We start from the raw sequence: 14,617 nt of genomic DNA on the forward strand, positions 1-14,617 counted from the left end.
TCCTTCATGGAAAGGCTCTATAAGAAAAGTCCAAACTGAAATTGAACAAAATCGCTGCGCGATGGCCTGCCAAGGCTGTGGCATAGCGATTTTCTTTTTCCTATAACAAAACAGTGGAAAGCAAGTCCTAAAAGTAGTATTGTTAAGTCACCACAACGAAACAATCAAACAGGATCGACCTTCCCACTGCCTATGAAAAGAATACCACCCTTCCGCTTGGTTGGCAAGCGGTTTTATGACCCAAATGCACCTCCATATAAAGCAGTGTTTCGGATAACTACTGATTTTATATGGAGGATTTTATTATGTATGAAAAATATTTAGAACAGCTTGAAGAAGCCGGGAAAATCCGTAACCTCAAAGAACGTTCCATCAGTTGCTATAAAAACTATGTTTCTTACTTTCTGAAATATCAGAATAAGAATCCCAAAGAACTTACCTGTCAGGATGTCAGGGCTTTTTTGCTTGCGAAAAAAGAGGAAGGACTGAAAGCCACAACTCTGAATCTTTACAATTCTGCCATCCGTTTTTTCTATCGAAATGTCCTGCATATCCTTTGGGATGACATCACAGTTCCACGTATGATCCTGGAACATAAGCTTCCTACTGTACTGACTGCCTCTGAGATTGACCGCCTGTTAGATGCTGTTGATGATATCAAATATAAGGCTATGTTCGCAGTCATGTATTCCTCAGGTATGAGAGTTTCTGAAGTGATCCATCTTCATTATGACGATATCTCCCGTTCAAATATGCAGATCCATGTCCGGGATACCAAGAATAGAATGGACCGTTATACCATTCTCTCCAAACGTTGTCTGGATATCCTTACACAATACTGGTTTGAGAAAGGTCGTCCCCGTGGCATCCTGTTTCCGAATAAATTTACCGGTAATTATCTAACAGTCAGTACTCTGGAACAGGTAATGCGACGGGCAGTAGCTGATGCAGAACTTCCAAAGGCAGCAACCCCTCACTGTCTCCGCCATAGCTTTGCAACCCATTTGATGGAACAAGGCATAGAACGGCAGAACATTCAAGCTCTGCTTGGACACCGTGACCCGAAATCTACGGAAGTTTATCTTCATGTCAGCAACAAATCCCTCATGGGCATTCAAAGCCCTTTTGACAGGAAAGAAGGTGCTGACCATGAATAAACCCACCGTCCAGGATATTTTCCGACATTTTTATACAGCATACCTTGAAAAATATTCTCCATCCCCGGAACAGGCAAAAGCTGTCCGGAACATCCTGAACTGCAAAACAGGAGCCTATGGTGCAAATATCAGTGTATGTGAAGACTGTGGTGCTGTCCAGATCCATTATAATTCCTGCCGTAACCGCTGTTGTCCCATGTGTCAGGCAGTTCCAAAGGAAATGTGGATGGATGCCCGCAGAGAAGATGTACTTGATGCACCTTATTTCCATCTGGTGTTTACAGTCCCTGACATTCTGAATCCGGTCATTTACAGTAACCAGAAACTGTTATATGACACGCTGTATCATGCAACTTCCACTACTATTCAGGAACTGACATCCGACCCAAAGCACCTTGGGGCTTCTGTTGGTTATATCTGCATCCTGCATACATGGGGCTCAGAAATGAATTTTCATCCCCATATCCATACGATACTGCTTGGCGGCGGCCTGACACCGAAAAATGAGTGGAAAGACAATGGTACGGAGTTTTTTCTCCCCATATGGGCTATCTCCAAAGTCTTTCGTGGGAAATATATGGATGAGTTGAAAAATCTCTGGAATACAGATCAGCTTGAGTTTCATGGAACAGCAGAAAAATACCGTAATCATTATGCATTCAAAGAACTTATAGATTCCTGTTATGACGCAGAATGGGTTCCTTACTGTAAGAAAACTTTTAACGGTGCACAATCTGTGATTGATTACCTTGGAAAGTATACCCATAGGATCGCTATCAGCAATCACCGCATCATCCATATGGATGATGAAAATGTTACTTTTTCCGTTAAGGATTACCGGAAAGAAGGACAATGGAAGGAACTGACCCTTTCCGGCATTGAATTTATACGGCGTTTTCTGATGCATGTGCCACCCAGACGTTTTGTCAGGATCCGGCATTATGGACTTCTATGTTCCCGCAGCAAGCACAAAAAACTCACTTTATGCCGGAATCTTCTCGGATGTAAAAAATATCTTTCAAGGCTCAGGGCTAAGGAAATGCCGGAAATACTGAAACAGCTATACGGGATAAACATCTGTGTATGTAAATCCTGCGGTGGACATCTTGGAAAACCACAACTGAGAATACCGCAAAGGTGTTAAAATCCAAATCTTTTATATGTTTTTAAGCCTCAAAATCCTGAGGTTTTATTGTTGTACCTATTTATCTGAAAACACTTGATTTCTGTAGCGTCTGCACAGGAAATCCTGTATAATTATGGATAAGAACAAAAGATTGAAAGTCCATAGGTAGCAACTACCCGGACGCTCACTTTGTTCAATTAGGTCAAATCGAAAATGGAGTAAACGAAGGGGCAGTTCACTGGAATGCCAAAACTGCTTTTTCGTTTACCCCATCATCGATTCTAACCTAAAGAATTTATCTTAGAAATTACAGCAATGTTATTTTGATAAACTTTCAAGAATTGAAATATCATGCTTATCTTTATCTCTTAATTCATAACCTGAATGGAAAACTTTTTGGCCTTTTAAAGATATACAAGGAATTGTTTTGCCTTCAAAAAAAACACTACCAAAGTAATCTTTTTCAAACTCATACCATCCACCCTCTAAATCAGCTTGTTTTGAAGTTCCGTCCTCATTTAAAACGAACGGGTGAATGTCTAAGTAACCAAGTTCATCACTATATAACTCTATTCTAACCGGTTTCCAGTCTGTATCAATTTTATAGCCCAGATTCAAAAGCACATTTAACAATTTTTCCGTATGTTGAGCATCAAAATTTATATCTATATCTCTATGAATTCTTGTTTGTTTACCAGCTAAAATATCTACACCCCATCCGCCATCCAACCAGTATGTAATTCCAGTATTTTCGAATAATTCTATTACTTTCATTAAATCTTCTTTTGTTGTTATTTCTTTTCTACCCATACAAAGTCTCCTTTACAACTTCTATATAATTGTTTAGTTAAGTCAATATCAATATCTAATTGCCAAGGCTCAAAATCAAAAATCATGGTCATCACACTCCTTTTTAAAATTCAGATTTGTCGTTTTTTTCAGTATATCATAATTTTTATATTTCCGGTAGATAAAAGGCTTTTGTTTCTACGGAATTGTCTTCAAACTCCATTTCCACATAATAATCCCGGATGAAAATTGATCGGTAATAATCTTGTAAGGAATAAATATCAAGAGTTTTAAAATCAACCAAACACAGAGGAATCGGTTCTTTCTTTTCGTTTTCATATTTCCAATGTTCTAAGGAAGCAGCAACTTTATCAAGGCAACCTTGGCAGAGATGATCCGTTAGATTTCTTTTGTTCAATTTGTAGTTTTCCGGTAACGTGATATCTATCTCAGCCATTCCTCTGGAAACATCTCCATGAGAGGAATACGTGATTTCGCCGGTGTTTCCAAAAAGTATATTTGAACCGGTTTTATTTGGTATTTCATTTCCGTTTTCATCATATGCTTTTAGTTGGAAATCTAAGACGTACCAGTCATTGAGGGAAATCAGTCCAACCGTATCAAATTTTCGATAATAGTCCATCATACTATAATCAGAACTTCCACATAAATAGCATATAGAGATATCTTTCAGATTTGATTGCAGATCGTCAAAGGTTATTTCTGTCCGTTCTTTTGGGGCATCTGCTTTCAGGGAATGTGTTAGAAAAATGCGGTGATGTATAGCATAACCGATGAGAAAGGATATAGCTAATAGGATGGTGCACCAGAATAAATCTTTTCTGATATGATAATATTTTTTTCTTTTTTCATGCATAATTGAATTCCTCCGTGAAAAAATATAGTGTACTTAAAATAAGTCCATTTAAAACATTCTACCATTATTTGTACTTAAAATGAACTTGAAATATGAACTTAATATGTACTTATAGAGATGGAGAGAATAATCATGGAGAAAGAGAAGCATTTAGGATTACGGATTGATGCTGAAACGCATAAAAAACTGAAAAGCCTGGCAGAATTTGAAGGGCGTTCGATCAATGGAGAAGTGCTATATTTAATACGTCAGGCAATCATGGAATTTGAAAATAAGCATGGAGAACTGAAATAAAAGAATCTTCACATATGGATATAAGAAAAGCCCGTTCAGTTGTATGGAACGGGCAAATTTTATTTGGCCAGGAAGTTGCTCTGTATTTCCAGCGGCATATTGTAGTTCTGACCACGCTTGATCAGACTGTATAACTTGAAGCTCATGAGTTCCGGACTGGAGTTTAAGCAGCTACAGAGCCCGAAATAGTTCAGGTCTTCGTTCTTTGACAGGTCTGCGATTTCTTTATCATCCAGGATAAGATCTGCAGCGAAAAGGTTCGCTTCGTATTCCGTATTATCCCTCATGTTATATAAGACATCATCTTTCATCGGCGCCATTTTGAGCTGAGAACGATGCAGAATGATGTGACCGAGTTCGTGGGCGGCAACAATCTTTTTCTCTTCCTCAGAGAGAAAACTGCTTACCATAACATAAATGGTCTGGCAGCTCATGAAACAGTATCCCTTTAATTTTTCGTAGCGGTCTGTTTCACCAACGATCACATTCATTTCTTCCAATATTTCAAAAGGATCCCTGGTCTTGAACTTTTTTACAAGTTTTTCTACTTTGTTGTAAATATATGAATTCCCCAAATATATCACCTCGTGTATGAATCAAATAGAAGCGGGTAATGGTACTTTTGACAATAAAACTATATCCTATAGGCTGTCCCATAATCACCCCATCTATTTGGCATCTAAATATTTCTTTGGTGTAAATTTCTTTGCACGTCTCTTGGAATCCAGATATAAAGACTGGATCTCATCCATAAAGGCTGTTTTGTCTTCATCAGAAAGCTCCCCGCCAGCGAACATTGCAGCGGCCTGTTCTAAGATCTGCTGAGCCTGTTTTGCTCCACGGTTTCCAAATTGTTCAGATGCTTCTGTGATAAAAGCCTCTTCTTCTGTCATGAGATAGGAGATATCGCAGCTTAAAATGTCTGCAAGTTTCTGGTAAAGGTCATGTTTCTTTGGATAACGGCCTTCAATTTCCCATCCCCGAACAGTCCGAAGGGAGACACCGACAGCATCGGCTAATTGGGTTTGGTTGAGTCCTTTGTTCTTTCTTAAATTTTTCACTTTTTCACCGAATGTCATAAAAATACCTACTTTCTAATTGGCGTTTCAGGATCTTTATGTATGATGCTGAAACGGGATAGGAAATAAATTTCCCATAATCAACAAGTTGCCTCTTGACAAGAGGCGAATGATTGCCTATAATGTGAATCACAACAGAAAGGCAACTACTTGCCTATAATATAAATGATATTTCCTTTCTTGTCAATGGATTTACTGAAAATTGCCTATTTTGACACGATCACTATCGTGTGAAAAAGAGTTGGGATGAGATCTGATTGCTTAGGGGAAGGAGAAAGATAGGCAACTTATGGGAGGTGATTGATTTGAAACAGAAGGAAACATTCCTCTGTATTGATCTGAAATCTTTTTATGCTTCTGTTGAGTGTGTGGAAAGAGGACTGGATCCGTTTACTACCAATCTGGTTGTTGCAGATCCGGACCGATCGGTATCCACCATTTGCCTTGCCATCACGCCGGCTATGAAAAAGCTGGGGATCCGTAACCGTTGCAGGATCCATGAGATACCGGATCATATCGAATATATTGTGGCAAAACCGAGGATGCAGCTCTATATGGAGTATTCGGCAAGGATATACGGGATTTATTTAAACTATGTGGCAAAAGAAGATATCCATGTTTACAGTGTGGATGAGTGCTTTATGGATGTTACAAGATACCTTTCCCTGTATCACCTTACAGAGAAAGAAATGGCACAAAAACTGATGGATGCGGTCATGGAAGAAACCGGAATTACAGCAACAGCAGGAATTGGAACTAACCTGTATCTTGCAAAGATCGCAATGGATATTGTGGCAAAACATATAGAGGATCATATCGGAATGCTGGATGAGATCTCTTACCGGGAACAGTTATGGGGACATAAACCATTGAGTGATTTCTGGCGCATTGGTTCCAGAACAGAGAAAAAATTAGCCGGATATGGAATCCAAACGATGGGAGATATCGCACTTGCCTCTATCCAGTCGGAAGACTGGCTGTATAAAATGTTTGGGATCGATGCAGAACTATTGATCGATCATGCATGGGGCTGTGAGTCCTGTAAAATGAGTGATATCAAAAATTATCATACAGAAGAGCATAGTCTTTCCAATGGACAGGTATTGATGAGAAATTACACATTTGAAGAAGCTGCTGTTGTTGTAAGAGAAATGACAGATGTACTGGTTTTGGATCTGGTGGAAAAGGGACTGGTAACGAATTCTGTAACCTTGTGGATCGCTTACGATCATCGTTTTGAAAGGGAGCCATCGAAAGGAACCGTAAGGTTTCCAGATCGTACCAATTGTTCCAAGGAAATGATTGATACAGTAGAAGCACTTTATCGAAAGATCGCAGATCCACATACCGGGATCAGACGGATAGAGATCATTGCAAATAAGATAACACCAGAAGGCTATCAGCAATATACTCTTTTCCAGAATTCCATAAAAGCAGAAAAGGAAAGACATCTGCAGGAAGCAGTATTACAGGTGAAAAAGCGTTATGGAAAAAATGCGATCATGCGGGGATCCAATCTGTTGGAATGTTCTACCTATCGGGAAAGAAATAATCAGGTTGGGGGACATCGTGCGTAGGAGGTGAAAGTATGCTGGCAAAGGCTTATCAGAAATATTTATATATTCCGAGACCGGTTTCCAAAAGATATCCTATGGATGTGCAGCACAGAGCGAAGCAATTTGCCCCCTTTGCAGCACTTCGGGGATTTGAGGAGATCGTTCGGAAACAGGAAGTTCTTTATGAACAAAGGAAGGTCTTATCCGAAGAACAAAAATGTGGATTGGATAGGAAGCTACAGATGGTTTCTGTTGGAATGAAGATACAGGCAACCTATTTTAAAGAAAACCGGGAAATGAAACCGGCAGGCCAGTATCATACGATTTGCGGAACCGTTGAATTTTTTGATCCATCCATTCATTTACGGATTGATGATACGATCATTTTGATCCAGGATCTTTGTGAGTTATCCGGAGATATATTTGAAGAATTGGAATTACCTTGTTAAATACAATCGGCAGAAATTCTTAGTATCCTGGGTGAGTGGGAATCCGGAGAGAATAAGGATGGATGCACCAGATCAACAAAGCAGATCTGGGATTTGATGATCATGCTGTTCGTGCAGCTTTGGCACTTACGGAATGGACAACATGATGCTCATAAGGCGGATTTGATTTCCCTTTGATCCGTTGAGTAATAAAAATGGAATTTTTTATTATTGCTTAAAGGAGGAAGCCTATGGGATCAGATGCTATCAGATGGCATGTACATTGCTCTGTATGCGGAGCATTTATTGAAAAAAGCGCACATTGCGATTCAGAAGTAGAGTGCAAGAAATGTAGAAGCACTTTGGAGATTTTAGTAAAAGATGATATTGTTTCAGTACGGCCTTTGCACATCAAAGACGAAAAACTGAAAGAAAGAATGCGGGTATATTCTCAAAAAATGATGAATTCCCGAAAGGAAACTAAATAAAATGAGCTATTAGAATAAGCGGTGGATTTGGCTGGAACCATCAAGGCTGCACCTGATAGCAAGAGTTTGTCAAGGAGCTGAACCTGACTGGAATCATGAAGAGCCCGGCAAAACATTTGCAGATACAATGCAGGATGATATTTCATTCTGTGTCTGTGGAAGCATTTGTTTTGCCGGCTTTTTTTGTTTTCTCAAAAATTTTAAAAAAAGTTGAGTTTTTAACCTGTAAAACAGGGCTTTTTCCTTTCTATATATAGAGGGCAAAGTTTCGTGTGCAAAAATCAGAGAGGATACGGAATTTTGTATGATATAGCCGAAGGAGGTAATTACATAGGAGCTGCGGACTCCCGTTCAAAAAAAACGGGTGAGTTCGTGGCTAATTGTGATGAGTTTTTTATAGAGTTCATGGATCACCCGTAGCCGTAAGGCAGAAAGGTGGTCCATATGTTGACATTAAAAGAATTAAAGAAAGTAGTAAAAGTGGCAGGTATGACAAAGAGAGTCCCTTCTGAAAAGGCGTTAGAAAAAGAAGAGATTGTAGTAAAGGAAATTCTGAGTGGGGAATGTGATATTACCGTTTACGCAAATGGGTATGTGTTATACAGGGAAAACGGAAAGAAAACCATCTTTCCACTCCATTCCTGTAAAGATTATCAATACATGGATGTGAAGGAAGATCGAAGTATTATGAACGAAGAATTTTTTGACAACGAAAATTGGTACATTCGTTTGTTAATGGAAGCAACGGATCGTATGGAAATAAATCAGACTAAGGTGGCATCAAACCATAGGATCATTTCTTATAGCGATTTTGTGGATGACAGAACCATATTGGTAGATCCATCTTCGGATATTCTCGACCAGTATATTGAAAAAGAGATGCTTCATGATCTTTTAGATTGTCTGACTGCCAGACAGAAAGAAATCATCCAATTATTTTACTTTGAAGAAATGAATCAAAACAAGATTGCGGACTATCTTGGAATCAGACAGCAGAGTGTTTGTGAAATGATAAAAAGAGCACTTTCTGTTATGAAAAAACATGCAGATAAAGAAGAAAATTAAAAAAAATCAAAAAAATTTAAAAAGCACCCTGTAAAACAGGCCGTTTTCCTTTCGTTATATGAAGACGTTTGTAAGAAACACTTCATGTACCTTGAAAAGAGAATAGCCTGCCCGGAGTGATACCTGCCTTGAATGTGCATTGTGCGTGTCCTGACAGAGAAAACGTTTTGGAGATATGGACTCTAAAACAGGAACGGATCCGGGGAAGAGAACAGGAAAACGCTTAAATCTTAAATAAAAAATAATTGTCTGAATCAAAATGAGGATGACAGTAGAAATCATATGGCGGTGTTTGTTTGAAAAAGCAGATACCGCCATATATTTGTGCTGTTATCTCAGCAAAGTGCTGACTGTCCCAAATAGCACAAAACCAGGAAAGGAGGGGATTATTTTCAGGAAAGAATGATGGAAAACGATGAACAAGTATAACGGATAAATAAGATTCAGAAGAAAGGAAGGATTTAAGAACATGAAAGTGAAACAAAAAGCAAAGCGGGTTGTATCCGGATTGCTGACAGCGGTCACTCTTTTATCTACGGTGTTATCACCAATCAGCAGTTATGCTGCGGAGCTTCCCAAAGAAAGAAAACTGCCTCTTTTGGAAGAGGTACAAAGCCAGTTAGATGAAGATGAGATTGTTCTGGCAAAGGATCATCAGGTGGAAGTGGGAACAAATTTTGATGTAAAAACAGATTTTACAGGGTTAGAGATCAAGGATGCGGCAAAGGTAAAGATTACTTTTGAAGAAGCAAAGAATGAGCAGGGAGAGGATTTTACAACATCCCATGCAGATACCTATAAAACTGTTTATCAGGTAGAAACGGTCAATCAGGAACATCCGAATTATCAGATCAGCAGAAATGTGGTCGTAAAGGAAATAGAAAAAGAGAGTGAAAGTCCTTCAGCAGATGCAGAGCAACCCGAAACAAAAGAGACGGAAGAAGATGAGGAGGATTCAGAGAAGCCGTCAGAAATCCCAACAGAGACACCGGATGTATCAGAAGGAAATGCTGCTTTTGATGCTTTGGTAGAACAGATGACAGAACAGGATACCTTTGATGAAGGATCGGGATTAGCATTACATGATGTAATGGAACAGGCTGCAAATCAGGGAGTGGATTTTGAGGCTATGGAAACCGGAGAAGTTGCGACTTTTTCAGCAATAGCAGCCAGAGATGCAAGTGTAGGATCTCAGCAGGTAACTATTGAAAAAGGTCCAATATATCGATATGCAGACTATGGGCTTGGAACATATCTTACAGAGCCGTATTATATTTCTTATGGAAGTGTAAGAGCAACGGCTTATTGTATCCAGCCGGCAAAGCCAGGTCCGGGTTCCGGTACCTATACCATCACAAAGCTGGCTGATAATCAGGCTCTTGCAAAGGTCTGTTATTACGGTACCGATGCGGCAGGTGAAGAAAGTTATTTTGCGAACAAGCACAGTGATTTTTCAGCAGGAAAGAGATTTATCCTTGTCCATATGGCGGCTGCTTATGCTTATGGCAGTAGTGATGCGTTCTATGGAACCAATGCAACAGGACAGGAACTAGCAATGGATATTTACAATTATTGTGTAAAGAAGCCTGAGATACCGGATGTATCCATGTCATTTTCCGATGCCAATGTAAAGGCTTATGTAGAAGGAAATACACAGCGTACAAAGGAAATCACATTCCATGCGGCAGGACAGCAGAGTGTGACGATCAGCCTTCCATCCGGCGTGCGTTTTCACAACGTGAGTACAGGAAGTACAAGTACACCGGGAGCAAAGGTAACGGTCAAGGGAGGTACAAAGTTTTATCTTTCTGCACCTCTGACACAGGCAGAAGATACCGCAGAAGTATTTGCTACAACCATGGCAGGTGGATTAAAGAAAGATTATTCTGCGTATAAACTGACAACGAATTCCAGTACTCAAGATCTTGCCTTTATTTTTGGAGAAGGTGTGGAAACAACAAATAAAGTAAGTCTGAATGTTACATGGACAAAACAGGCAGAAATTGCGATTGTAAAAAATGATAAAGACACCGGAAACCATCTGGCAGGAGCAATCTATGGTGTTTACCGTGATAAGGAATGCTCAGATTTAATCACACAGATGCCAGCAACAGACAGCAAAGGTGCTTCTAAAGTAACAGTCGAAAAAACACAGGAGATTGTGTATGTAAAAGAGATCCAGCCACCGGCAAATTATCAGGCAGATCCAACTGTTTATCCGGTAGATGTCAATATCGGTAAAACAAGTACAAAGAATGTTCTGAATGAACGTACTTATGCAAAGATCCATCTGATCAAAGAAGATGCGCAAACAGGAGCAAATCCACAAGGAGATGCGACTTTAGAAGGTGCGGTGTATGGCCTCTATGCGAGAGAAAACATTGTACATCCAGATGGAACAACAGGAATTGTACATAAAGCCGGTGATCTTGTATCTACCTTAAAAGTAGATCAGAAAGGAGATGCTGTGGTAAAAGACCTGTATCTTGGAAAATATTTTGTAAAAGAGATCCAGGCGCCGGAAGGATATCTGTTAGACGAGACAGAGCATGATGTGAAATGTTCTTATGAAGGTGGCACAGTCCCAATGATAGAACGTACTGTGAAATCAACAGAACTTGTTATGAAACAGCCGTTCCAGATCATAAAAGCTGCGAACAATGGGCAAACGGATGCAGATCTGTTAAAAGGGGCAGGTTTCAGCGCTTACTTAAAGAGCAGCCTGGAGAAAAAAGAAGATGGAAGTAATGATTTTTCCCATGCAGAGCCAGTCATCCTTACAGCAGATGGTAAAACGGAAATGTTCACAGATGAGAAAGGGTATGCGTGCAGTATTCCGCTTCCATATGGAACGTATATTGTACGAGAAACAACCACACCTCATAATTATAAACCGGTAGAGGATTTTGAGATTACCATCCGTGAAAACAATCCAAACAAACCACAGGTTTGGAAGGTACTGTTGGACAAAGAATTTTCCGCAAAGTTAAAGATCATCAAAAAAGATGATGAAACAAAGAAACCGGTATTAGTAGCCGGCACAGAATTCAAAATTTATGATCTGGATCATAAGAAATATGTGGAACAGGTAACAACCTATCCTACGGTCACAGTCCATAAATCTTTCTTTACGGACAGCCAGGGATACCTGATCTTGCCGAAAAACTTAGAGATCGGGCACTATCGTATTGAAGAAGTGACAGCACCGGATGGATATGTTGTGAACAAAAACTATGTAGAGATCACCGTGGATTCGGATACTGCCTATGAAGTAGATGGGGTAAGTGGAGACGTGATCATTGAAGTTTCCTATGAAGATCAGCCGGTAAAGGGAAATCTTGTTGTGTATAAGAAAGGCGAGATGATTTCCGGTTTTGAGAAAGACTTTATCTATAAGGAACAGTATCTTTCCGGGGCGGAATTTGAAGTGCGTGCGGCAGAGGATATCTGCACTCCGGATCATCAGAAAGATGCAGATGGAAACCGTATCGTACTTTATGCAAAGGATACGCTTGTGACAACGATCACAACGGGAGAGAGTGGAAAAGCTGTAGCAAAGGATCTGCCGCTTGGAAGATACTATGTAGTGGAAACAAAGGCGCCGGAAGGATTTGTATTAAATCCGGAGCCGGTAAAGGTTACATTAACTTATCAGGATCAGGATACACCGATCGTGGAAGCAGAAGCAATCGTAGGAAATGACAGACAGAAAGTCGCTATTTCCGTAGAAAAACAGGATGCAGAAAATGGACGGGTATTATCCGGGGCTGTGTTTGGCATCTATAACAAGAAAGATATCCAGGCAAATGGAAAAGTTCTTGTGAAAGCAGATACCTTATTACAGGAAATGACATCCGATGAGAACGGTATGGCAACATGCACCCTGGATCTTCCATTTGGAGAATACTATGTAAAAGAATTAAAAGCGCCGGAAGGTTTTGTTTCTTCGGATGAGGTTCTGGAATTTGTTGCAGAGTATCAGGGACAGGAGACAAAGATTGTTTCCTTACAGGCCGTAAAGAAGAATGAACCGACTACAGCAGAGTTCACAAAGTCTGATCTGACCACAGGCGTAGAGCTGGAGGGCGCAAGATTGAAGGTCATGGATAAAGATGGAAATGTGATCGATGAATGGACATCTGAAAAGGATAAGCCACATGTGATCAAGCGTCTGGTTGTCGGAGAAACCTATACCCTTCATGAAGAGTTTGCTCCATACGGTTATCTGAAAGCAACGGATGTGACATTTACGGTCAAAGATACTGCCGAAGTACAGAAAGTGGAAATGAAGGATGAAGTTCCAAAAGGGCTTCTGATCATCAACAAAAAGGGAGAATTTTTAGAGAAGATCACTCTTCTGGATAATGTGAAAGGAACGGTAGAACATTTCTTTGAATATATCACAGGAAACTTAAGTGAAGTCACCTTTGAAGTCTATGCTGCAGAAGATATCAAGGCTGCAGATGGCATAAGTGCAGACCATTATAAGAAAGATGAGCTGGTAGGCACGGTCACAACCGATGAGAAGGGAATCGCAAAAATGGAAGACCTTCCGGTAGGAAAATATTATGTGAAGGAAGTGAAAACGGCACATGGTTTTGTACTGGATGGAGAGCCTAGATTTGTGGATCTGACCTATCGTGACCAGGATACACCGGTGGTTACTTTTGATGAAGAATGGCAGAACAACCGGCAGAAGATAAAAGTAACGATCCTTAAAAAAGAAAAGGAAACAGAACGTATGCTGGAAGGTGCGATCTTCGGCTTATTTACAAAAGAAGATATCAAAGGCAGAGATGGAAAAGTCCTGATGGAAGCTGGAACGTTGATCGAGCAGAAAACAACGGATGAAAATGGACAGATTCTTTTCAAAGCAGATCTTCCAGTGGATGGGACCTATATCGTAAAAGAAATCTATGCACCGGATGGTTTTGTGACATCGAATGAAGAAAAGGAATTCACTTTTGAGTATGGAAAACCAGAAGAAGCTGAGGTTTCCTATGAGTTTGTTTTTGAAAATGAGCCGACAACGGTAGAACTTACGAAAACAGACCTTACCACAGGGAAAGAACTTCCGGGAGCGCATCTGAAGGTGACAGATGAAGATGGAAATGTAATCGAGGAGTGGGTATCTACAGAGAAAGCCCATGTGATCAAGGAACTGACAGTTGGAAAATCCTATACGATGACAGAAACAAAACCGGCAGATGGATATGTAACTGCTGAGAGCATTACCTTTACAGTAGAAAATACTGCAGAAATCCAGAAACAGGAGATGAAAGATGATGTGACAAAGGTGTTGATCTCGAAACAGGATATCGCAGGAAAAGAGCTTCCAGGTGCAAAGCTTACGATCTTAGATGAAGATGGAAAAGTGGTAGAAAGCTGGACATCTACAGAAGAGGCACATTATATAGAGATGCTTCCGATCGGAAAGTACACGCTCAGGGAAGAAACGGCACCGGAAGGTTATCTGGTTGCAAAGGATGTGGAATTTGAAGTAAAAGATACCGCCGAAGTGCAGAAGGTTGTTATGGTTGATGAGGAAAAACCAAAAGAAAGCACTCCGGAAGGTGGAAAACCTTCTAAAGATGCACCGAAGACTGGGGATAACACCAACTTGCTGTTATGGCTGCTCGTGCTTGGAATGAGTTTAAGTGGAGTGGTAGTCCTTGGAAGAAAAATAAAGAAGAAATAATGTAAGGGAAAGCGTTCATGGAAACCTGAGGGAATCTGTGAACGCTTTTTTGTAAGGAGG

12 protein-coding genes are annotated in these 14,617 nt (G+C 40.1%); 8 read left to right on the forward strand and 4 right to left on the reverse strand.

The genetic code is table 11. From position 1 onward, the window contains the following. Positions 1 to 305 precede the first annotated feature (305 nt). Positions 306 to 1,157 carry a tyrosine-type recombinase/integrase gene (locus tag QOX44_RS11895; RefSeq protein WP_283681924.1) on the forward strand — a complete coding sequence of 284 codons (852 nt, stop codon included), beginning with the start codon at positions 306 to 308 and terminating at the stop codon, positions 1,155 to 1,157. Then, positions 1,150 to 2,301, forward strand: coding sequence for an IS91 family transposase (locus QOX44_RS11900; RefSeq protein ID WP_283681944.1), 1,152 nt, complete (start codon positions 1,150 to 1,152; stop codon positions 2,299 to 2,301). Before QOX44_RS11895 ends, QOX44_RS11900 begins: the two co-directional genes overlap by 8 nt. Positions 2,302 to 2,601: 300 nt before the next feature. Here QOX44_RS11900 and QOX44_RS11905 read toward each other — a convergent pair whose 3' ends face one another. Both QOX44_RS11905 and QOX44_RS11910 read right to left on the reverse strand, forming a co-directional pair. After that, the gene (locus tag QOX44_RS11905) at positions 2,602 to 3,093 is read right to left on the reverse strand and encodes a nucleotidyltransferase domain-containing protein (protein ID WP_009263190.1); all 492 of its coding nucleotides are present in this window, start codon (positions 3,091 to 3,093) and stop codon (positions 2,602 to 2,604) included. A 145-nt stretch (positions 3,094 to 3,238) separates the two neighbouring features. Next, the gene (locus QOX44_RS11910; protein ID WP_072447181.1) at positions 3,239 to 3,949 is read right to left on the reverse strand and encodes a hypothetical protein; all 711 of its coding nucleotides are present in this window, start codon (positions 3,947 to 3,949) and stop codon (positions 3,239 to 3,241) included. Between the two features lie 132 nt (positions 3,950 to 4,081). Here QOX44_RS11910 and QOX44_RS11915 point away from each other — a divergent pair, with 132 nt between their 5' ends. Beyond that, positions 4,082 to 4,243, forward strand: a complete 162-nt coding sequence (locus tag QOX44_RS11915) for an Arc family DNA-binding protein (RefSeq protein WP_009263236.1) — start codon at positions 4,082 to 4,084, stop codon at positions 4,241 to 4,243. 59 nt (positions 4,244 to 4,302) lie between these two features. Here the strand turns inward: QOX44_RS11915 and QOX44_RS11920 are convergent, their stop codons facing one another. After that, positions 4,303 to 4,818, reverse strand: coding sequence for an ImmA/IrrE family metallo-endopeptidase (locus QOX44_RS11920; protein WP_009263235.1), 516 nt, complete (start codon positions 4,816 to 4,818; stop codon positions 4,303 to 4,305). Between the two features lie 93 nt (positions 4,819 to 4,911). Next, positions 4,912 to 5,322 (reverse strand): helix-turn-helix domain-containing protein, encoded by a 411-nt coding sequence (locus QOX44_RS11925; protein ID WP_009263234.1) that lies wholly within the window; start codon positions 5,320 to 5,322, stop codon positions 4,912 to 4,914. Between the two features lie 305 nt (positions 5,323 to 5,627). Between QOX44_RS11925 and QOX44_RS11930 the strand changes: the two genes are divergently transcribed. From QOX44_RS11930 to QOX44_RS11950, 5 genes are all read left to right on the forward strand, one after another. Beyond that, positions 5,628 to 6,899: a Y-family DNA polymerase gene (locus QOX44_RS11930; protein WP_283683361.1), complete on the forward strand. Its 1,272-nt coding sequence runs from the start codon at positions 5,628 to 5,630 to the stop codon at positions 6,897 to 6,899. An 11-nt stretch (positions 6,900 to 6,910) separates the two neighbouring features. Next, positions 6,911 to 7,327, forward strand: coding sequence for a hypothetical protein (locus tag QOX44_RS11935; protein ID WP_072447177.1), 417 nt, complete (start codon positions 6,911 to 6,913; stop codon positions 7,325 to 7,327). Positions 7,328 to 7,557: 230 nt separating this feature from the next. Continuing rightward, positions 7,558 to 7,794 carry a hypothetical protein gene (locus QOX44_RS11940; RefSeq protein WP_072447175.1) on the forward strand — a complete coding sequence of 79 codons (237 nt, stop codon included), beginning with the start codon at positions 7,558 to 7,560 and terminating at the stop codon, positions 7,792 to 7,794. 444 nt (positions 7,795 to 8,238) lie between these two features. Beyond that, on the forward strand, positions 8,239 to 8,859 hold the full coding sequence (locus QOX44_RS11945) for a sigma-70 family RNA polymerase sigma factor (protein ID WP_072447173.1): 621 nt from the start codon (positions 8,239 to 8,241) through the stop codon (positions 8,857 to 8,859). Positions 8,860 to 9,328: 469 nt separating this feature from the next. Then, positions 9,329 to 14,557, forward strand: a complete 5,229-nt coding sequence (locus tag QOX44_RS11950; RefSeq protein ID WP_072447171.1) for a SpaA isopeptide-forming pilin-related protein — start codon at positions 9,329 to 9,331, stop codon at positions 14,555 to 14,557. The last annotated feature ends 60 nt before the right edge of the window (positions 14,558 to 14,617 follow it).

The sequence above is a fragment of the Parablautia sp. Marseille-Q6255 genome (genome assembly GCF_951230155.1).
In the GTDB taxonomy this organism is placed as follows: Bacteria; Bacillota; Clostridia; order Lachnospirales; family Lachnospiraceae; genus Choladousia.